Origin of the sequence: Citrobacter enshiensis, assembly GCF_029338175.1 — a bacterium.
GTDB classification, from domain to species: Bacteria; Pseudomonadota; Gammaproteobacteria; order Enterobacterales; family Enterobacteriaceae; genus Citrobacter_D; species Citrobacter_D enshiensis.
The window spans coordinates 69,713-88,061 of record NZ_CP119862.1 but is presented as its reverse complement, the minus strand read 5'-3'; the positions used below and the strand labels follow the sequence as shown (position 1 = coordinate 88,061).

The 18,349-nt window shown below is 51.8% G+C and carries 20 protein-coding genes; 10 read left to right on the top strand and 10 right to left on the bottom strand.

Going from position 1 to position 18,349, the window contains the following annotated elements:
• Positions 1–14: 14 nt before the first annotated feature.
• The 3 genes from rfaP to rfaQ are packed head-to-tail and all read right to left on the bottom strand — an operon-like array spanning position 15 to position 2,996.
• Complete coding sequence (gene rfaP, locus P2W74_RS00425; RefSeq protein ID WP_276293473.1) at positions 15–812, bottom strand: lipopolysaccharide core heptose(I) kinase RfaP; 798 nt, start codon at positions 810–812, stop codon at positions 15–17.
• Positions 805–1,929: a glycosyltransferase family 4 protein gene (locus tag P2W74_RS00420; RefSeq protein ID WP_276293472.1), complete on the bottom strand. Its 1,125-nt coding sequence runs from the start codon at positions 1,927–1,929 to the stop codon at positions 805–807. Before P2W74_RS00420 ends, rfaP begins: the two co-directional genes overlap by 8 nt.
• Positions 1,926–2,996 (bottom strand): lipopolysaccharide core heptosyltransferase RfaQ, encoded by a 1,071-nt coding sequence (gene rfaQ, locus P2W74_RS00415; RefSeq protein ID WP_276295269.1) that lies wholly within the window; start codon positions 2,994–2,996, stop codon positions 1,926–1,928. The genes P2W74_RS00420 and rfaQ overlap by 4 nt, the downstream gene beginning before the upstream one ends.
• Positions 2,997–3,399: 403 nt before the next feature.
• On the opposite strand from rfaQ, the gene waaA reads away from it, so the two are divergent.
• Both waaA and coaD read left to right on the top strand, forming a co-directional pair.
• Entirely contained in the window at positions 3,400–4,677 is a 1,278-nt protein-coding gene (gene waaA / locus P2W74_RS00410) for a lipid IV(A) 3-deoxy-D-manno-octulosonic acid transferase (protein ID WP_276293471.1), read from the top strand.
• Positions 4,678–4,685: 8 nt separating this feature from the next.
• On the top strand, positions 4,686–5,165 hold the full coding sequence (gene coaD / locus P2W74_RS00405; protein WP_276293470.1) for a pantetheine-phosphate adenylyltransferase: 480 nt from the start codon (positions 4,686–4,688) through the stop codon (positions 5,163–5,165).
• Between the two features lie 56 nt (positions 5,166–5,221).
• On the opposite strand, the gene mutM is transcribed toward coaD, so the two are convergent.
• The 4 genes from mutM to radC form a co-directional block, all read right to left on the bottom strand.
• Positions 5,222–6,031: a bifunctional DNA-formamidopyrimidine glycosylase/DNA-(apurinic or apyrimidinic site) lyase gene (gene mutM / locus P2W74_RS00400; RefSeq protein WP_276293469.1), complete on the bottom strand. Its 810-nt coding sequence runs from the start codon at positions 6,029–6,031 to the stop codon at positions 5,222–5,224.
• 98 nt (positions 6,032–6,129) lie between these two features.
• On the bottom strand, positions 6,130–6,297 hold the full coding sequence (rpmG, locus tag P2W74_RS00395; protein ID WP_003024094.1) for a 50S ribosomal protein L33: 168 nt from the start codon (positions 6,295–6,297) through the stop codon (positions 6,130–6,132).
• A 20-nt stretch (positions 6,298–6,317) separates the two neighbouring features.
• Positions 6,318–6,554, bottom strand: a complete 237-nt coding sequence (rpmB, locus tag P2W74_RS00390; protein WP_003024071.1) for a 50S ribosomal protein L28 — start codon at positions 6,552–6,554, stop codon at positions 6,318–6,320.
• A gap of 216 nt (positions 6,555–6,770) precedes the next feature.
• A complete protein-coding gene (gene radC / locus P2W74_RS00385; RefSeq protein ID WP_276293468.1) occupies positions 6,771–7,436 on the bottom strand; it encodes a RadC family protein in 666 nt (221 codons plus the stop codon).
• 181 nt (positions 7,437–7,617) lie between these two features.
• Here radC and coaBC point away from each other — a divergent pair, with 181 nt between their 5' ends.
• The 3 genes from coaBC to slmA all read left to right on the top strand — a co-directional run bounded on the left by coaBC (position 7,618) and on the right by slmA (position 9,986).
• On the top strand, positions 7,618–8,838 hold the full coding sequence (coaBC, locus tag P2W74_RS00380) for a bifunctional phosphopantothenoylcysteine decarboxylase/phosphopantothenate--cysteine ligase CoaBC (protein ID WP_276295268.1): 1,221 nt from the start codon (positions 7,618–7,620) through the stop codon (positions 8,836–8,838).
• Positions 8,816–9,274 (top strand): dUTP diphosphatase, encoded by a 459-nt coding sequence (gene dut / locus P2W74_RS00375; RefSeq protein WP_203359572.1) that lies wholly within the window; start codon positions 8,816–8,818, stop codon positions 9,272–9,274. The genes coaBC and dut overlap by 23 nt, the downstream gene beginning before the upstream one ends.
• Positions 9,275–9,389: 115 nt before the next feature.
• On the top strand, positions 9,390–9,986 hold the full coding sequence (gene slmA, locus P2W74_RS00370; RefSeq protein WP_276293467.1) for a nucleoid occlusion factor SlmA: 597 nt from the start codon (positions 9,390–9,392) through the stop codon (positions 9,984–9,986).
• 48 nt (positions 9,987–10,034) lie between these two features.
• Here slmA and pyrE read toward each other — a convergent pair whose 3' ends face one another.
• Entirely contained in the window at positions 10,035–10,676 is a 642-nt protein-coding gene (pyrE, locus tag P2W74_RS00365) for an orotate phosphoribosyltransferase (RefSeq protein WP_276293466.1), read from the bottom strand.
• A 65-nt stretch (positions 10,677–10,741) separates the two neighbouring features.
• Positions 10,742–11,458 (bottom strand): ribonuclease PH, encoded by a 717-nt coding sequence (gene rph / locus P2W74_RS00360; protein WP_162382375.1) that lies wholly within the window; start codon positions 11,456–11,458, stop codon positions 10,742–10,744.
• Positions 11,459–11,583: 125 nt separating this feature from the next.
• On the opposite strand from rph, the gene P2W74_RS00355 reads away from it, so the two are divergent.
• Together P2W74_RS00355 and P2W74_RS00350 are read left to right on the top strand one after the other, a co-directional pair.
• Positions 11,584–12,447, top strand: a complete 864-nt coding sequence (locus P2W74_RS00355) for a YicC/YloC family endoribonuclease (protein WP_276293465.1) — start codon at positions 11,584–11,586, stop codon at positions 12,445–12,447.
• A 258-nt stretch (positions 12,448–12,705) separates the two neighbouring features.
• Positions 12,706–13,323, top strand: a complete 618-nt coding sequence (locus P2W74_RS00350; RefSeq protein WP_276293464.1) for a trimeric intracellular cation channel family protein — start codon at positions 12,706–12,708, stop codon at positions 13,321–13,323.
• Here the strand turns inward: P2W74_RS00350 and ligB are convergent.
• Positions 13,320–15,005 carry an NAD-dependent DNA ligase LigB gene (gene ligB / locus P2W74_RS00345; protein ID WP_276293463.1) on the bottom strand — a complete coding sequence of 562 codons (1,686 nt, stop codon included), beginning with the start codon at positions 15,003–15,005 and terminating at the stop codon, positions 13,320–13,322. The two genes, P2W74_RS00350 and ligB, sit on opposite strands and share 4 nt — an antisense overlap.
• Before the next feature lie 256 nt (positions 15,006–15,261).
• On the opposite strand from ligB, the gene gmk reads away from it, so the two are divergent.
• Genes gmk through spoT form a run of 3 tightly spaced genes read left to right on the top strand, consistent with a single transcriptional unit; the run spans position 15,262 to position 18,345 of the window.
• Positions 15,262–15,885 (top strand): guanylate kinase, encoded by a 624-nt coding sequence (gmk, locus tag P2W74_RS00340; RefSeq protein ID WP_276293462.1) that lies wholly within the window; start codon positions 15,262–15,264, stop codon positions 15,883–15,885.
• 54 nt (positions 15,886–15,939) lie between these two features.
• Entirely contained in the window at positions 15,940–16,215 is a 276-nt protein-coding gene (gene rpoZ, locus P2W74_RS00335; RefSeq protein WP_000135058.1) for a DNA-directed RNA polymerase subunit omega, read from the top strand.
• An 18-nt stretch (positions 16,216–16,233) separates the two neighbouring features.
• Entirely contained in the window at positions 16,234–18,345 is a 2,112-nt protein-coding gene (gene spoT / locus P2W74_RS00330) for a bifunctional GTP diphosphokinase/guanosine-3',5'-bis pyrophosphate 3'-pyrophosphohydrolase (RefSeq protein ID WP_276293461.1), read from the top strand.
• Positions 18,346–18,349 lie beyond the last annotated feature (4 nt).

The window sequence follows — 18,349 nt, the reverse complement described above, 5'->3', positions numbered from 1 at the left end:
TCGCAAGAATTGATTCATAACGATCGGCGAATCGTTCTTTCTCTGATTTTTTCTGCTTTGATTTTAGTTTTTTTAATAAGCTCATCTTCCCGGTGGAGGATGTCATTAAGGGGTAAACTAAAATATACCTTCATAAAGCGGAAAACGTCCCGCTGAGTCAGGCCAATGTTCATTGAGGAAAAATAGAGACCGATGAGATCTTTATCACGCCAGCGACGTGGAACGTTACGACGAATCTGCGCCCGGTGAAGGTCAATAACCGAAATCTTGAGATTTTTTTCCTCACCTGAGAAAGGCAGATGTAAAAGGAAGTGGCATATATAGCAATCACGGTGATTGATCCCGCCTGCATGCATTTTTTGCACCATCGTAGCAACACGTTCGATGAGCATCCGCTTCACTTTCACATCAGGAGGATTCGTTGCCCAGTCAGCGCAATACTCTTCCAGACTGATGGTGGGGGTGAGATCTTCGGTAATGATGAAGGAAGTTCTGGTCAGCGGATTCACGCCTTTTTCACCAAACCCCACGCCGTGCATCGTGTCTACGCCTAAATCACGGAGGCGATGAATCGCATTCCACTCTCTGTCGGCACCTAACACAGGCATACGCAGTGAGAGTAGGTTTTTGACAATCTCTTTTAGGGATGTGCCTTTATGCCATTTAAGGAAGTAGCTTTTATCGGCCAGTTCAAATCGCAGTGTTCTGCGGGTCTCCAGTTCCCTGAAGACTTCCCCCTGCAACGTTTTAACTTCCTCGAACGCATCTTTACCTCGCCATAGCGTGGTCAGTGGCTCTTTCAGCTCAACCATCCAAATCACCTGTAATAATATCCGCCGCTTTTTCTGGCAGGCTGTACAAATCTTGTGTATCGGCATAATGCCTGGCGTTTTCTGCCCAGGCAGCACGCAATGAAGGTTGAGTTAACGCTTTGCGTAAAATCTCATTTAGCCCTTCTTGTCGGTAAGGTTCTTCTATCACTGCACCGCAATTCGCATCCACAATATAATGTGCGTAGCCACAAACAGAGGTGGTCAGAACAGGTAATCCCGCAGTTATTGCCTCCAGTAAGACAATACCCGCAGCTTCCTGATAAGCGGGGTGTAATAATATGTCGGCGGCGGCCATTAACTCCGCAACATCATTACGGCCAGAAAAGAAATGGACATTGGCTCTTACGCCCAGCTTTTCCGCCAGAGATTCAAATTTTCTCGGCTTATCCTGACCCACAATAAACAGCAGCGTATTATGTCGCAGAGCTTCGGGTAATGATGCAAGCGCCTCAATAGAGCGATCGACACCTTTACGCGTGAAATCAGAACCGACCTGCAACAGTAAATTCTGTTGCTCTGTAATACCGTTTTTCTGACGGTAAATTTCCCGGCTATCTGGAATTTGCTGGCTGTATTTTCTGTCCGGATAAATCCCCGGAGGGAGAATGTGAAAGCGATCGGCTTCAGTCTGATAATGCTTCTGAAAATCGGCTATCTGCTTATCCGTTAACATCAGCAATTTCGTTGGCTTACCTTGTTCAAAGGTTGCGCGCTCGAAGGCTGCATAATGGCGATACCGTGACGTCAGCCGGTAAAAAAAGCCTTTTTCCTGTGCGACTTTCTCGGCATAACACACATCGGCTGCGTAGTAGACACCCAGCCCCGGCATTTTATTAAACCCGACAACCCGATCAACCGGATGCTCACGCATATGCGCCTGCACCCAGGAATAATACTCAGCGTTACGACCATGATTAGTGCGCGATTTCACTGGAACCCGGATAAGTTCAAAAACATCAGGGCACTCGCCTTCCCAGGACTGGGTATAGACCCGAACATGGTGACCACGCGAGGCGACGGTCTGCGCAATGCGCATAAAATCACGCTGTAAACCGCCGAAGGGAAAATATTTGTACAGGCAAAATGCGACGATCATGATGGGGTATCCGCCACTGAAGAAACGCGACCCGATGGCAGCAGCTTATCAACAGCCGCAATAACGTCACTTGCCGGAATAACGGAAAGATACATTTCATTGCGATCGCGCTGCTCGCGTGGAGGCATGGAGCGATAGTCACCCGCCCAAAATTGAATCATATTATTCGACCACGGCCGCCAGAAATTGTGGTCCGTCGCCCCAAACAGGCAAATCAGCGGAGTATCGACGGCAGCGGCAATGTGCCCAGGCGCTGAATCTACGCCAATAAACAGATCGGCATGATCAATCAACGCTCCCAGTTCCGGAAACGTCACTTTACCGGCAAGCGCCGTAACAGGGTGTGTTTGACACCCCTGAGCAATAGCATCAACACAGGCCAAATCGTCCTGCCCAGGGCCGGAAGTCAACACAACCTCGTAGCCACGATCGTGTAAAGCATCAACGACTTGTGAAAACTTCTCGTTATTCCAGCACTTAAAAATTTGGCGCGCGGTGGGTTGGATCACCACATAACGCTCGCCGACCCCTGCCTTATCTAACTCGCTGCGCACACGCTCCCAGCAAGAAGGGTTATAACTCATGGTCGTGCGAGCCACGTTCGACGAGATCCCTAATGGAGCCAGAACGGATAAGTTACTCTCCACCACATTCGCTCCCTGTAGCGGCGCCATGGCAGTAAAGCTATTTCGCCAAAATGAGGACTGACGGTGGCTATAATCCTGCGAAATCCTGACCGGAACATTCAGCATTCGCACCAGCAGAGCGACTATCCACTGGTCGGTCAAATTTACGATCAGATCATATTGGTTTGCCCGTAACGTTTTGACCAGTTGGATGAAGTTTGAAATTTTCTCCATCGCGCCGGCTTTCTTATTTTTTATGCCGTAAAGAGCATTAATTTCAGGATTTTCAGACAAAATGGGCATTGTGTCCTGGTAAAGCAGTACATCGATTTTTGCATCAGGGTAATTCTGCTTTAGCGTACTAATAACGGGAGTCGTGAGTAACATATCTCCGTGAAAACGCATCTTTACGACCAGGATTTTTCTAAATGGCTTATCCACAAGCGACTCTTTTGTTGTGATTTTCCGGTAAAGGTAAGCAGAAAAAAAGCACGCTACCGCCCCAGGCTCAACAGCTACCTGAATACTGATACGCGCACTTACTTTGTGCATGTTAGTGTATCACTTCTTTCGCCGCGATCCGATATGAATAAATTTTAAGCGCGTCGCATTCTTTTTCTTTTATAATCAGTGGAATAAAAAACAGCACGCCGGGCTAATACGACCATTTAAGATTGCGTTACAGGGGAAAATCAATGAATCGCATAAAAATACAAAAAAACTGTGGCCTCCTGCATTCTTTATCCACGTTTCAGGCTATTTGATTCAAAAACAGGAAAAGTAATGGTAAAGCCTGAGCTAAATACATAGAATCCCCAGCACATCCCTAAGTCAGCTATTTATTATGCTCGAATTGCTTTACACCGCCCTTCTCTACCTTATTCAGCCATTGATCTGGATACGGCTTTGGTTGCGCGGACGTAAGGCGCCTGCCTATCGAAAACGTTGGGGTGAACGCTACGGATTTTACCGTCGTCCATTGAAACCCGGCGGGATCATGCTGCATTCCGTCTCTGTGGGTGAAACACTGGCCGCAATACCTTTGGTCCGCGCCCTGCGTCACCGTTATCCGGATCTTCCGATCACGGTCACCACCATGACGCCTACGGGTTCAGAGCGCGTGCAGTCCGCTTTTGGTAGCGATGTTCAGCACGTCTATCTGCCTTATGATTTGCCAGATGCGCTCAATCGTTTCCTCAATAAAGTCGACCCCAAACTGGTGTTGATCATGGAAACTGAGCTGTGGCCAAATCTGATTGCCGCACTGCACAAACGTCATATTCCGCTGGTGATTGCCAATGCGCGCCTTTCTGCACGGTCAGCGGCGGGTTACGCAAAGCTGGGTAAATTTGTCCGCACGTTGCTGCGTCGTATTACACTCATTGCGGCGCAAAATGGCGAAGACGGCGAGCGCTTTGTAACGTTGGGGGCGAGGAACAATCAAGTTACCGTCACCGGTAGCCTGAAGTTCGATATTTCTGTCACCCCACAGCTGGCGGCTAAAGCCGTCACCTTGCGTCGCCAGTGGGCGCCGCATCGTCCCGTGTGGATTGCCACCAGTACCCATGACGGCGAAGAAAGCGTGATTATCGCCGCGCATCAGACGTTGCTACACCAGTTCCCCAATCTGCTGCTAATTCTGGTTCCCCGACATCCTGAACGTTTTCCGGATGCGATTAACCTCGTACGTCAGGCTGGACTAAGCTTTACCACACGCTCCTCAGGAGAAGTGCCCTCCGCCAGCACTCAGGTGGTCATCGGCGACACCATGGGCGAATTGATGTTGCTCTACGGTATTGCGGATCTCGCTTTCGTCGGCGGTTCACTGGTCGAACGGGGCGGGCATAATCCGCTGGAGGCTGCTGCGCACGCTATCCCGGTATTAATGGGACCGCATACCTTTAATTTTAAAGATATTTGCGCCAGGCTGGAGCAGGCAAGTGGCCTTATCACCGTCACCGATGACACCACACTGGCAAAAGAAGTCTCTTCTTTGCTGACCGATGCCGATTACCGTAATTTCTATGGTCGCCATGCTGTTGAAGTGCTGTATCAAAACCAGGGCGCGCTTCAGCGTCTGCTACAACTGCTGGAACCCTACCTGCCACCTAAAACGCATTGAGGGCTATCATGCAAAAACGGGCAATTTATCCGGGTACCTTCGATCCGATTACTAACGGTCATATCGATATCGTGACACGTGCGACACAGATGTTTGATCACGTGATTTTGGCCATTGCCGCCAGCCCCAGTAAAAAACCGATGTTCACGCTTGAAGAGCGAGTGGCGCTGGCGCAACAGGCGACGGCACATCTCGGTAACGTTGAAGTGATGGGGTTTAGCGACTTAATGGCGAGCTTCGCTCGTGAACAACAGGCGAGCATTCTGATTCGTGGCCTGCGTGCGGTGGCGGATTTTGAGTATGAAATGCAGTTGGCGCACATGAATCGCCATCTGATGCCAGAACTGGAAAGCGTCTTCCTGATGCCCTCCAAAGAGTGGTCATTTATCTCTTCTTCGCTGGTCAAAGAGGTGGCGCGTCATCAGGGTGATGTTACCCATTTCCTGCCGGCCAACGTTCATCAGGCGCTGATGGATAAGCTGAAGTAACGACAATGCCGGATAGCGTTGGCGCTTATCCGGCCTGCAATCGCTCTACCCTTCAATCACTTCTGACACTGACGACAATAAAACGTCGCGCGCTGAGCATGTTTGGTGGCGATAATCGGTGTGCCACAGACCCGACAAGGTTCACCTTTACGTCCGTACACCTGCAATTCCTGCGCAAAATATCCTGGCTTACCGTCGCTTTGCAGGAAATCCTTCAACGTCGTCCCTCCCTGTTCGATAGAACGCTGTAAAACAGCCTTAATCACGCGTGCAAGCAGCACATACTCATCTGGTGACAACGACGAAGCCAGACGGTCAGGATGGATGCCTGCCGCAAACAGCGACTCGCTGGCGTAGATATTACCGACACCCACCACCAACGTGTTATCCATCAACCACGGCTTTATGGCCGTTTTCTTCTTTGCGCACTTCTGTTGCAGATACTCGCCGTTGAAATCGTCGCTCAGCGGCTCCGGGCCAAGGTGTGCCAGGACATTATGCCCTTCCAGCTCTTTCGTCCAAAGCCAGGCGCCAAAGCGACGCGGATCGGTGTAGCGGAGAATGTTCCCGTTGCTCATCACCAAATCAACATGATCGTGCTTTTCTGCGGGGAGTTCTTCAGGGAGGATACGCAAGCTGCCTGACATCCCCAGATGAATGATTATCCAGCCATCCGGTAACTCCAGCAGCAGGTATTTGGCACGGCGTTGCACGCTCAGTACGGGCTTATCACTCAGACGGTAGATTTCTTCTGATACAGGCCATCGTAAACGCCCATTGCGCACGTTGGCGTGCAAAATGGTTGCCCCGACCAGATGGGGTTCGATCCCACGGCGGCTGGTTTCAACTTCAGGTAACTCAGGCATAGCGTCTCCGGCACTGTTTCATCTGTCTTTATTATGGGGACGGCCAGAAAACAAAAAACCCCGCCGAGGCAGGGTTTTTCTTTACATCAAAACGAAAATTATTTGATTTTCGCTTCTTTGTATAAAACGTGCTGACGAACAACTGGATCGAATTTTTTCAGTTCCAGTTTTTCCGGCTTAGTACGTTTGTTCTTCGTAGTGGTATAGAAGTGACCAGTACCAGCAGAAGAAACCAGCTTGATTTTCTCACGAATACCTTTAGCCATGATTTATTTCCTCTTAGTACTTAGTACTTTTCGCCACGGGCACGCAGTTCAGACAGAACTGTTTCGATGCCTTTCTTATCAATAACACGCATACCTTTAGCAGATACACGCAGGGTGACAAAACGCTTCTCGCTCTCAACCCAGAAACGGTGAGAGTGCAGGTTAGGCAGGAAACGGCGTTTAGTCGCGTTCAGTGCGTGGGAACGGTTGTTACCGGTCACCGGACGCTTGCCAGTAACTTGGCAGACTCGGGACATGTCTATTCTCCAAAAATCAAATTAGCTCGAGCTTCGTATGGGGTATTGGCGCCTCGTCAGGCTTCTCAGCCCGGTTATCGCAGTTCTAAGCGAACTCTCGATTGCCAGGCCCAAATGCCAAACCCGAGATTCTCAAAGGTGGCGTAGTATACGCTGTGTAAGCGATGTGCTCAAGTCCCGAACAGACAAAGATCCCACTGGATCGCGCAAAGTGCTCTAAATCCAGCCACGTTCGGCAAAAGAAACGTACTCTCCGCGCCCAATCACGAGGTGATCAAGCACTCTGATATCCATGAACTGGCAACATTTTACCACACGCTCGGTGATGAGTTTATCCGCTTTACTCGGCTCTGCACACCCCGAAGGGTGATTATGTGCAAGGATCACCGCCGACGCATTTAATTTTATCGCCTCGCGGATGATTTCACGCGGATGCACCTCAACATGGCTGAGCGTTCCGGCAAACAGGCGGCTGTGCGTAATGACGCGATGCTGGGCATCAAGAAAGATCACCAAAAAGATCTCCCGTTCCTCTTCCATGAGCTGGCTTTGCAAAAATTCCCGCGTCATTTCCGGACTCAGCAGCGAATTTTCCTCCATCATCCGTACGTTGTAGTAACGCCGGGCCAGTTCTGCAATCCCTTTAAGCTGCGCATATTTAGCAATCCCCACCCCGGAAAGAGAACGGAACTGTATAAAATCAGCCGTCAGCAGGCCGTAGAGAGAACCGAAATGGCGGAGCATCTCTTTCGCCAGCGTCATCACATCTTTTCCCGGCGTTCCCGTACGTAAAAAGAGGGCCAGAAGCTCCACATCGCTGAGGGAACCAATTCCTGACTTCAGCATTTTTTCCCGAGGCATCAAATTTTCTGCGGTATCCATACGCACCTTCCCCCTGAGTCATGCCACATGTTGGCACAGCCACTCAGGAGATTCGACGCCCTGTTATCACTCCTGCGTACCGCTTCGCAAAGTGAATCGCGGGCAAAAACACGACGCGCTAAGGATTGTGATAAAATATCCGCCTTCTGGTGAAACCCAACACCCAACAGGAAAGATCATGATGAGCCTGGCCGGTAAAAAAATCGTTCTCGGTGTCAGCGGCGGCATTGCGGCCTATAAAACCCCGGAACTGGTACGTCGTTTGCGTGAACGTGGCGCCGATGTCCACGTGGTAATGACTGAAGCGGCAAAAGCCTTTATCACCCCCCTGAGTTTACAGGCGGTTTCGGGCTACCCCGTTTCCGATAGCCTGCTGGATCCCGCCGCCGAAGCGGCCATGGGCCATATTGAGCTGGGGAAATGGGCCGATCTGGTTATCCTCGCGCCAGCGACGGCCGACCTGATTGCCCGCGTCGCTGCCGGTATGGCAAACGATCTGGTCTCGACGATCTGCCTGGCCACGCCGTCACCGGTTGCCGTGCTTCCGGCGATGAACCAGCAAATGTACCGCGCCACGGCAACACAGCATAATTTGAGCATTCTTGCCTCCCGCGGCTTGCTGATTTGGGGCCCGGACAGCGGAAGCCAGGCATGCGGAGACGTGGGTCCTGGCCGCATGCTCGACCCGTTAACGATTGTGGATATGGCTGCAGCACATTTTTCGCCTGTCAACGATCTGCAACATCTCAACATCATGATTACGGCGGGTCCAACGCGCGAGCCACTCGACCCGGTGCGTTATATCTCTAACCATAGCTCCGGCAAGATGGGATTCGCGATTGCTGCCGCAGCCGCACGGCGCGGGGCTAACGTGACGCTGGTCTCCGGGCCGGTTTCACTGCCGACGCCGCCTTGTGTTCAGCGTGTTGATGTGATGACTGCGGTGGAAATGGAAGCGGCGGTCCAGGCGGCAGCGCAACAGCAGCATATTTTTATCGGTTGTGCCGCAGTGGCTGACTATCGAGCCGCCTCTGTCGCAAATGAAAAAATCAAGAAACAAGCCACTCAGGGTGATGAATTAACAATAAAAATGGTCAAAAACCCTGACATTATCGCCGGGGTCGCCGCACTTGATGCTAATCGCCCCTTTGTCGTTGGGTTTGCCGCCGAAACGAATAATGTGGAAGAATATGCCCAGCAAAAACGTATCCGTAAAAACCTTGATATGATCTGCGCGAATGATGTTTCGCTTACAACTCAAGGCTTTAATAGCGACAGCAACGCTTTGCACCTTTTCTGGCAGGATGGAGATAAAGTCTTACCGCTTGAGCGTAAGGAACTCCTCGGCCAATTATTACTCGACGAGATCGTGACCCGTTATGATGAAAAAAATCGACGTTAAGATTCTGGACCCGCGAGTTGGGCAGCAGTTCCCGCTTCCGACATATGCCACCTCCGGTTCCGCCGGACTTGACCTGCGAGCCTGTCTCGACGCCGCCGTAGAGCTGGCGCCTGGCGCGACGACGTTGCTGCCGACAGGGTTGGCTATTCATATCGCCGATCCCTCTCTGGCAGCCGTTATTCTGCCGCGCTCCGGCCTGGGTCATAAACATGGTATCGTGCTGGGCAACCTGGTCGGTTTGATCGACTCAGATTACCAGGGCCAGTTGATGGTTTCCGTCTGGAACCGTGGTCAGGACAGCTTCACCATTGAACCTGGCGAGCGTATCGCACAGATGGTTTTTGTTCCTGTTGTGCAGGCCGAATTTAATCTGGTGGAAGATTTTGATGCCACCGATCGTGGTGAAGGCGGCTTCGGCCATTCAGGACGTAAGTAATACGTCACGTATCCCACTACGCAATAACGTCATAACATCACCGCAAACCCTGAGTTTGCGGTCGTAGTGTGGGTGCCAGCCTGGCAAGTGCTTATTTTCAGGGGTATTTTGTAACATGGCAGAAAAACAAACTGCGAAACGGAATCGTCGCGAAGAAATACTTCAGTCCCTGGCGCTGATGCTGGAATCCAGCGATGGAAGCCAGCGCATCACGACAGCAAAACTGGCAGCTTCCGTCGGCGTTTCCGAAGCCGCTCTGTATCGCCATTTTCCCAGCAAGACGCGCATGTTCGATAGCCTGATCGAGTTTATCGAAGATAGTCTGATTACCCGTATCAATTTAATTTTGAAAGATGAGAAAGACACCGGCACACGCTTGCGTTTGATTGTGTTGCTGATTTTGGGATTTGGCGAACGCAATCCCGGTCTGACGCGTATTCTCACCGGACACGCATTAATGTTTGAACAAGACCGCTTGCAAGGGCGAATCAACCAGCTTTTCGAACGTATCGAAGCGCAGTTGCGTCAGGTTTTGCGGGAAAAGAGAATGCGTGAAGGCGAAGGTTACGTCACGGAAGAAACGCTGCTGGCGAGCCAGATTCTGGCGTTCTGTGAAGGCATGCTGTCGCGTTTTGTTCGCAGCGAATTCAAATACCGACCGACCGACGATTTCGACGCCCGCTGGCCGCTGGTTTCCGCACAGTTGCAGTAACTCTTTATTGCCCGGTAAGCGAAGCGCTACCGGGCATTTCAGGCGAAATTACACCCCAAATTCTTCCCGGTACGCGCGAACGGAAGCCAGATGCTCAGCCATCTCTGGTTTCTCACCCAGGTACTCAATCAAGTCTTTCAGCGTAATGATAGAGATCACCTGGCAGCGATAGTCGCGCTCCACTTCCTGAATGGCTGAAATCTCGCCACGTCCACGTTCCTGACGATCCAATGAAATCAGCACGCCCGCAAGCGTTGCGCCATTCGCCTGAATAATCTCCATTGATTCGCGGATCGCGGTGCCAGCCGTAATCACGTCGTCCACCAGCATCACACGTCCCTGTAGCGCACTACCGACCAGATTGCCGCCTTCGCCATGATCTTTGGCTTCTTTACGGTTAAAGCAGTATGGAAGGTCTTTGTCGTGATGCTCCGCCAGCGCAACCGCGGTTGTGGTTGCGATTGGAATCCCTTTGTATGCAGGACCAAACAGCAAATCGAATTCAATGCCGGAATCCACCAGCGCTTCCGCATAGAAACGACCTAACAGAGCCAGGTCGCGCCCGGTATTAAACAGTCCGGCATTGAAGAAATAGGGGCTCTTGCGCCCGGATTTCAGCGTAAACTCGCCAAACTTTAGTACCTGCTTGTTAAGCGCAAACTCAATAAACTGGCGCTGATACGGTTTCATGGATTCGCTCCTCATCTCACTTTATTTCAGACAAAAAAAAGGCGACTTCTCAGTCGCCTTAAAAATCAATTTTCTAACGCCGCCTTCTGCGTCGCTACAATAGATTCGATTCCCCCTCGGGCTAGCGCCAACAAGGAGAGAAGTTCTTCGTGGCTGAACGGCTCGCCTTCTGCCGTCCCCTGAACTTCAATAATGCGGCCATCTTCAGTCATCACCACATTCATATCCGTTTCTGCAGCAGAGTCTTCAACATACTCTAAATCGCACAGCGCTTCGCCATTCACGATACCCACGGATACCGCAGCAACCATTCCTTTCATCGGGTTGGTTTTCAACTTACCGTTCTCGACCAGCTTTTTCAGCGCATCGGCCAGAGCAACACAAGCACCGGTGATAGAAGCCGTACGAGTACCACCGTCGGCCTGAATAACATCGCAGTCCAGCGTGATAGTAAATTCGCCAAGCGTCTTGAGATCAACTGCTGCACGCAATGCACGAGCGATCAGACGCTGAATTTCCATGGTACGGCCGCCCTGCTTGCCCTTTGCCGCTTCACGCGCATTACGCGTATGCGTAGCGCGTGGCAGCATACCGTATTCGGCAGTAATCCAACCCTGCCCTTGCCCTTTCAGAAAACGGGGTACGCCTTCTTCAATAGAGGCAGTACACAGCACTTTGGTATCTCCGAATTCGACCAGCACCGAGCCTTCAGCATGTTTTGTATAATTACGGGTCAGGGTTACGGGACGCACCTGATTAGCGCTACGGCCTGCTGGACGCATATTGAGATCTCCGGCTTGAAACGAATGTGGCTGCGCATTATACGGACTTCCGTCGGTTATTCCTATCCTGACAGGGCATGCATAGCTATAATCCCCCCATCTCTCCTTTAAAAACAGGAACGTCTATGATCCGCAGTATGACCGCCTACGCCCGGCGTGAAATCAAGGGTGAATGGGGTAGCGCCACCTGGGAAATGCGCTCGGTAAACCAGCGTTATCTGGAAACTTATTTTCGTCTGCCGGAACAGTTCCGTAGCCTCGAGCCTGTTGTTCGTGAACGTATTCGCACGCGCCTGACGCGCGGTAAAGTCGAATGTACGCTGCGTTTTGAACCCGATGCCAGCGCACAAGGTGAACTCATTCTGAATGAGAAGCTCGCAAAGCAGCTCGTCACCGCCGCTAACTGGGTCAAAATGCAGAGTGATGAAGGGGAAATCAATCCGGTTGATATTCTGCGCTGGCCGGGAGTAATGGCCGCTCAGGAGCAGGATCTGGACACTATTGCGGCAGAAATCCTGGCCGCCCTTGACGGTACGCTGGACGACTTCATCATCGCCCGCGAAACCGAAGGCCAGGCGCTGAAAGCCCTGATTGAGCAACGTCTTGAAGGCGTCAGCGCCGAAGTCATCAAAGTACGCGCGCACATGCCGGAGATCTTACAGTGGCAGCGCGAACGTCTGGTGGCCAAGCTGGAAGATGCGCAGGTTCAACTGGAAAATAACCGCCTGGAACAAGAGCTGGTGCTGATGGCGCAGCGCATCGACGTGGCGGAAGAGCTGGATCGTCTGGAAGCGCACGTTAAAGAAACCTACAACATCCTGAAGAAAAAAGAGGCGGTTGGCCGTCGTCTGGACTTCATGATGCAGGAATTCAACCGTGAGTCGAACACACTGGCGTCTAAGTCTATCAATGCAGAAGTCACCAATTCCGCCATTGAACTGAAAGTATTGATCGAGCAAATGCGCGAACAGATTCAGAATATCGAGTAAGCCATTTTTCACCACGTAGCCCGTGAAAATGAAGCGGTGCTACGTGTTTTTCCTTTTTATCGAGTCACCCTTCTCTTTTTCTATTAGTTATTTTCATCATTCTTTTTCAACCTCATAACCTGAAAAGGCGTGAAATATGATGAAGAATATAATTTTGCATAAGATAAAGTTATTAAAACCGCCTCGCCTTAGAAAATCTCAATCGTGATACTACGCACAAATCGCTAACCTTTCTCCCCAGTAAATCAGGGGGAAGGCATGCTGTTACACGTTTTGTACTTAATTGGCATTACCGCAGAAGCCATGACGGGCGCACTTGCTGCAGGTCGTCGTCGCATGGATACCTTCGGCGTCATCATCATTGCAACCGCGACTGCCATTGGCGGCGGTTCCGTTCGCGATATTCTGCTTGGGCATTATCCGCTCGGCTGGGTGAAGCATCCTGAATATGTCATTATCGTGGCGGCTGCTGCGGTGCTGACGACCATTGTCGCCCCCGTCATGCCTTATTTGCGCAAATTATTCCTTGTGCTTGATGCACTGGGTTTGGTGGTCTTTTCCATCATCGGTGCTCAGGTTGCGCTGGATATGGGTCATGGCCCGATCATTGCCGTGGTCGCCGCAGTGACCACCGGCGTATTTGGCGGCGTGTTGCGTGACATGTTCTGTAAACGCATTCCCCTGGTCTTCCAGAAAGAGCTGTACGCCGGCGTATCATTTGCTTCTGCCGTGCTTTACATAGCGCTTCAGCACTATGTCTCCAGCCATGATGTGGTCGTTATCTCCACGTTGATTTTTGGCTTCACCGCGAGATTGCTGGCGCTGCGTCTCAAACTGGGTTTGCCCGTGTTTTATTATCATCACGAAGGCCACTAAGGCATAAACCCCGCAATACGCTGAGCAGCTAACCACTGACTCAGCGTTTTTATCTCTGGGTTATCCCTCCACTGTATGACCTTTCTGGCGCGGCGCTCGCCCGTTGACGGCAGCATTCGCCAATACGGCTCGGTTTGCGCCAACAATGACTCCCACGAACGAATACCGCTGACCTTAAGCGCGGCCTGCGTTAGCGGTATATCCATCGCCATAACCCAGCGGATAAAGGGCTGGCGGCGCGCCATATTGAACTGGTGCCACAATTGCGCGCCTTTCCCTTTGCCTACTCCTGGCGTGTTCTGTAATTGTTCCCGGGTTAACGCCAGCCAGGAAAATATATGCTCAAAGCGATGTGCCTGATGAAGCGCTCGCCATCCAGCCTCTCCCACACCATTCAGATCCAAGACCGATTTCGACCCCAACCAAACCAGTCTCGCAATGAATTGTTCCCGACACTCAGATGAGGCATAAAAACAGGTCAATGAACCCAAATGCCCTCCGGGAGGTGTTGGTTTAGTCCGCTGCGTACTACGCCAGACAACATCATCGATACGGGGAATACCTTGTCCGGCAAGGCTGACAAGAATGCGATCGCCAGGTGCGATGTCCCACTCTTCCCAACGTCTGACGGAGCCAAGATTGACACGCTGAACCTTCTTATCGTCCAACATAACCGGAGCAAGCGATGCCACCACTGCGGTTTTCCCGCTCTTTCCCGTGGTGAAGAGAATTTCCGCCACCTCTGCGACCTGCGCCACCGGGGTGTATTTCCAGGCAACCAGCCAGTCCCCTTCGCCAGGAAGCCAGCTTCGGGCTTCCGGTTCTTTACCCATCCGTACCACGACGCCATCGGTGGCAAACGGCAGGCTCGTTGTCCACCATCTCTCTCGCGCTTTTTCAACATCATCGACGTTATTCACTGGTTGGGTATAGCGCTGCGTTAAACTAAACCCCGCGTCAGTCAGTTTCTGCAATCGTTCAGGCATCGACTGCGGGCCATCGGGCCACGCCCAGATAAAAATGCCTAATGCGCTTAGCGAGGAGGAATGATCTGCACGCATCATCATCCCTGCGACTTTAGAACGGGCATTCATTCCCCCCATTTGCTGCTGGATATGGTTTTCCTGAAGCAGGAAGATTTCGCCCTGCAGGACGCTATTGGCAAGCGTTCCTTTTGTGGTGCGCGGCACAGACGGAATATGGCGAACCTTTTGCGTCCACTCTTCACCTTCCAGTCCGTTCCCCCGGCTAATCGCTCTGATGAGATTGCCATCCCGGTACACTAGCGTCACAGCCACACCATCCACCTTCGGCTGAACCCACAGATCGCTTCGACGATGCATCCACTGCTGCATCGCCTGTTTATCCGCAAGCTTGCGCACACCGGTATGGGCAACAGGATGCAACATTGAGCCATTTTTTGGCGGTGCAGTCGGATCTGTAGTGGCCTCCTCGCCAAAACAGCGCCGCCATTGCGTTAGTTGCGCACTGAGTTGGTCGTAAACAGTATCATCGACTGCGCTAATACCCTGCTTCCAGTAAATGTCATTCCACTGCGCGATTTGCCGCGTTAAGCGGGTTATTTCCTCTTCCGCCCTCGTCGCCGACCAGGCGGGGCAAACCGCGCCAGCCGATGAATGGCACAGCAATACACTGATTGCGATGTTCTTCCATAACGTCATCTGCACCTCCGCTGCACGTTGTCCGGCAGATATAGCGCAGAATGATTTCGGCACCGAGCGGCAAACACACAGCCTGCGAGCAGGATTCCTGTCATTTTCACTCATTGCAGTAATTTCACGGTAAATCAGGAAAAAGGTACGCAAAACGCAATAATCAGGGGCAAAAAGTGTGACAAGGGCTACGTCATATAGCGGCGACGTGTATAATAAGCTCGTATGTAGGCTCTCTTTCGACAATCACATACATAAGATACTCATGGCTCAAGGCACGCTTTATATTGTTTCTGCCCCCAGTGGCGCGGGTAAATCCAGCCTGATTCAGGCTTTATTGAAAACCCAACCGTTGTATGACACCCAGGTTTCTGTTTCACACACCACACGCGCTCCGCGTCCGGGTGAAGTGCATGGCGAACATTATTTCTTTGTGAATCATGACGAATTCAAAACCATGATTGGCAGAGATGCGTTTCTCGAGCATGCTGAAGTGTTCGGTAATTATTACGGCACGTCTCGCGAGGCCATTGAGCAAGTGCTGGCTTCCGGTGTGGATGTTTTTCTTGATATTGACTGGCAGGGCGCCCAGCAAATTCGTGAGAAGATGCCGCAGGCACGCAGTATCTTTATTTTACCGCCGTCCAAAATTGAGCTGGACCGCCGTCTTCGCGGTCGCGGTCAGGATAGCGAGGAAGTCATTGCAAAACGTATGGCGCAAGCTGTTGCAGAAATGAGCCATTACGCCGAATATGATTACCTCATTGTGAATGATGATTTTGATACCGCCCTCGGCGATCTGAAAACCGTCATTCGCGCCGAACGTCTGCGCATGAGCCGCCAAAAGCAGCGTCATGACGCTTTAATCAGCAAACTGTTGGCAGACTGAACCCACATTCAGTATCATGCCCAGTCATTTCTTCACCTGTGGAGCATTTTAAGTATGGCACGCGTAACTGTTCAGGACGCTGTAGAGAAAATTGGTAACCGTTTTGACCTGGTACTGGTCGCCGCGCGTCGCGCTCGTCAGATGCAGGTAGGCGGAAAGGATCCGCTCGTACCGGAAGAAAACGATAAAACTACTGTAATCGCGCTTCGCGAAATCGAAGAAGGTCTGATCAACAACCAGATCCTCGACGTGCGTGAACGCCAGGAACAGCAAGAGCAGGAAGCCGCTGAATTACAAGCCGTTACCGCTATTGCTGAAGGTCGTCGTTAATTACTCAGCGGGTCGCCCTTGTATCTGTTTGAAAGCCTGAATCAACTGATTCAACACTACCTGCCGGAAGACCAAATTAAGCGTCTGCGGCAGGCGTATCTCGTTGCACGTGACGCTCACGAGGGCCAGACACGTTCAAGCGGTGAACCCTATATCACCCATCCAGTCGCCGTCGCCTGCATTCTGGCCGAGATGAAACTCGACTATGAAACGCTAATGGCGGCGCTGCTGCATGATGTGATTGAAGACACTCCCGCCACCTACCAGGACATGGAACAGCTTTTTGGTAAAAGCGTTGCTGAACTGGTAGAAGGGGTGTCGAAACTTGATAAACTCAAGTTCCGCGATAAGAAAGAGGCGCAGGCCGAAAACTTTCGCAAGATGATTATGGCGATGGTGCAGGATATCCGCGTCATTCTCATCAAACTCGCTGACCGAACCCATAACATGCGCACGCTGGGCTCATTACGCCCGGACAAACGTCGCCGCATCGCCCGTGAAACCCTCGAAATCTACAGCCCTCTGGCGCACCGTTTAGGTATCCACCACATCAAAACTGAGCTGGAAGAGCTGGGTTTTGAAGCGTTGTACCCAAACCGCTACCGGGTGATTAAAGAGGTGGTGAAAGCCGCGCGCGGCAACCGTAAAGAGATGATCCAAAAAATCCTCTCTGAAATTGAAGGGCGTTTACAGGAAGCGGGAATTCCGTGTCGCGTTAGCGGTCGCGAAAAACATCTGTACTCTATCTACTGCAAAATGGTGCTCAAAGAGCAGCGTTTTCACTCGATCATGGACATCTACGCTTTCCGCGTTATCGTCCATGACTCCGACACCTGCTATCGCGTGCTTGGCCAGATGCACAGCCTCTATAAGCCGCGTCCAGGGCGCGTGAAAGACTATATCGCCATTCCAAAAGCGAACGGCTATCAGTCTTTGCACACCTCGATGATCGGCCCACATGGCGTTCCAGTGGAAGTACAAATCCGTACTGAAGACATGGACCAGATGGCAGAGATGGGGGTTGCGGCGCACTGGGCTTATAAAGAGCACGGCGAGACCAGCACCACCGCACAAATCCGCGCCCAGCGCTGGATGCAGAGTCTGCTGGAACTGCAACAGAGCGCCGGTAGCTCGTTTGAATTTATCGAGAGCGTTAAATCCGATCTCTTCCCGGATGAGATTTACGTTTTCACACCGGAAGGGCGAATTGTCGAACTGCCTGCCGGTGCCACACCTGTCGACTTTGCTTACGCGGTACATACCGATATCGGTCATGCCTGCGTCGGCGCGCGCGTCGACCGCCAGCCTTATCCGCTATCGCAGTCGCTTTCCAGCGGCCAGACGGTTGAGATCATTACCGCACCTGGCGCACGTCCTAATGCCGCCTGGCTCAACTTTGTCGTCAGCTCGAAAGCGCGTGCCAAAATTCGCCAGTTACTGAAGAATCTCAAGCGCGACGATTCCGTCAGCCTCGGCCGTCGCTTGCTGAATCATGCCTTAGGCGGCAGCCGTAAACTGGCTGAAATTCCGCAGGAAAGCATCCAGCGCGAAATTGAGCGCATGAAGCTCGCGACGCTGGACGATCTGCTGGCGGAAATCGGTCTGGGTAACGCCATGAGCGTCGTGGTGGCGAAGAATCTTCAGCAAGGTGATGCTTCGGCAACCGCACAAGCGCACTCCAGCCACGGACATCTGCCGATCAAAGGTGCGGATGGCGTGCTGATCACCTTCGCCAAATGCTGCCGCCCGATTCCCGGCGACCCGATTATCGCTCACGTCAGCCCCGGAAAAGGTCTGGTTATTCACCATGAGTCCTGCCGTAACATCCGTGGTTACCAGAAAGAGCCAGAAAAGTTTATGGCTGTCGAATGGGATAAAGAGACGGAGCAGGAGTTCATCGCTGAAATCAAGGTGGACATGTTTAACCACCAGGGTGCGCTGGCAAACCTGACTGCGGCAATCAACACTACCACCTCCAATATTCAAAGTTTGAATACTGAAGAGAAAGATGGTCGCGTCTATAGCGCCTTTATTCGTCTCACCGCACGCGATCGTGTGCATCTGGCGAATATCATGCGCAAAATCCGCGTGATGCCGGACGTGATAAAAGTCACCCGTAACCGAAACTAGCCTT

Coding starts and splice junctions, on each gene's coding strand:
- gmk (WP_276293462.1), top strand. CDS start 15,262: ATGGCTCAAGGCACGCTTTATATTGTTTCTGCCCCCAGTGGCGCGGGT.
- mutM (WP_276293469.1), bottom strand. CDS start 6,031: ATGCCTGAGTTACCTGAAGTTGAAACCAGCCGCCGTGGGATCGAACCC.
- rpmG (WP_003024094.1), bottom strand. CDS start 6,297: ATGGCTAAAGGTATTCGTGAGAAAATCAAGCTGGTTTCTTCTGCTGGT.
- P2W74_RS00420 (WP_276293472.1), bottom strand. CDS start 1,929: ATGATCGTCGCATTTTGCCTGTACAAATATTTTCCCTTCGGCGGTTTA.
- rfaP (WP_276293473.1), bottom strand. CDS start 812: ATGGTTGAGCTGAAAGAGCCACTGACCACGCTATGGCGAGGTAAAGAT.
- coaD (WP_276293470.1), top strand. CDS start 4,686: ATGCAAAAACGGGCAATTTATCCGGGTACCTTCGATCCGATTACTAAC.
- coaBC (WP_276295268.1), top strand. CDS start 7,618: ATGAGCCTGGCCGGTAAAAAAATCGTTCTCGGTGTCAGCGGCGGCATT.
- ligB (WP_276293463.1), bottom strand. CDS start 15,005: ATGACGTTATGGAAGAACATCGCAATCAGTGTATTGCTGTGCCATTCA.
- P2W74_RS00355 (WP_276293465.1), top strand. CDS start 11,584: ATGATCCGCAGTATGACCGCCTACGCCCGGCGTGAAATCAAGGGTGAA.
- P2W74_RS00350 (WP_276293464.1), top strand. CDS start 12,706: ATGCTGTTACACGTTTTGTACTTAATTGGCATTACCGCAGAAGCCATG.
- rpmB (WP_003024071.1), bottom strand. CDS start 6,554: ATGTCCCGAGTCTGCCAAGTTACTGGCAAGCGTCCGGTGACCGGTAAC.
- pyrE (WP_276293466.1), bottom strand. CDS start 10,676: ATGAAACCGTATCAGCGCCAGTTTATTGAGTTTGCGCTTAACAAGCAG.
- radC (WP_276293468.1), bottom strand. CDS start 7,436: ATGGATACCGCAGAAAATTTGATGCCTCGGGAAAAAATGCTGAAGTCA.
- rpoZ (WP_000135058.1), top strand. CDS start 15,940: ATGGCACGCGTAACTGTTCAGGACGCTGTAGAGAAAATTGGTAACCGT.
- rph (WP_162382375.1), bottom strand. CDS start 11,458: ATGCGTCCAGCAGGCCGTAGCGCTAATCAGGTGCGTCCCGTAACCCTG.
- waaA (WP_276293471.1), top strand. CDS start 3,400: ATGCTCGAATTGCTTTACACCGCCCTTCTCTACCTTATTCAGCCATTG.
- dut (WP_203359572.1), top strand. CDS start 8,816: ATGATGAAAAAAATCGACGTTAAGATTCTGGACCCGCGAGTTGGGCAG.
- slmA (WP_276293467.1), top strand. CDS start 9,390: ATGGCAGAAAAACAAACTGCGAAACGGAATCGTCGCGAAGAAATACTT.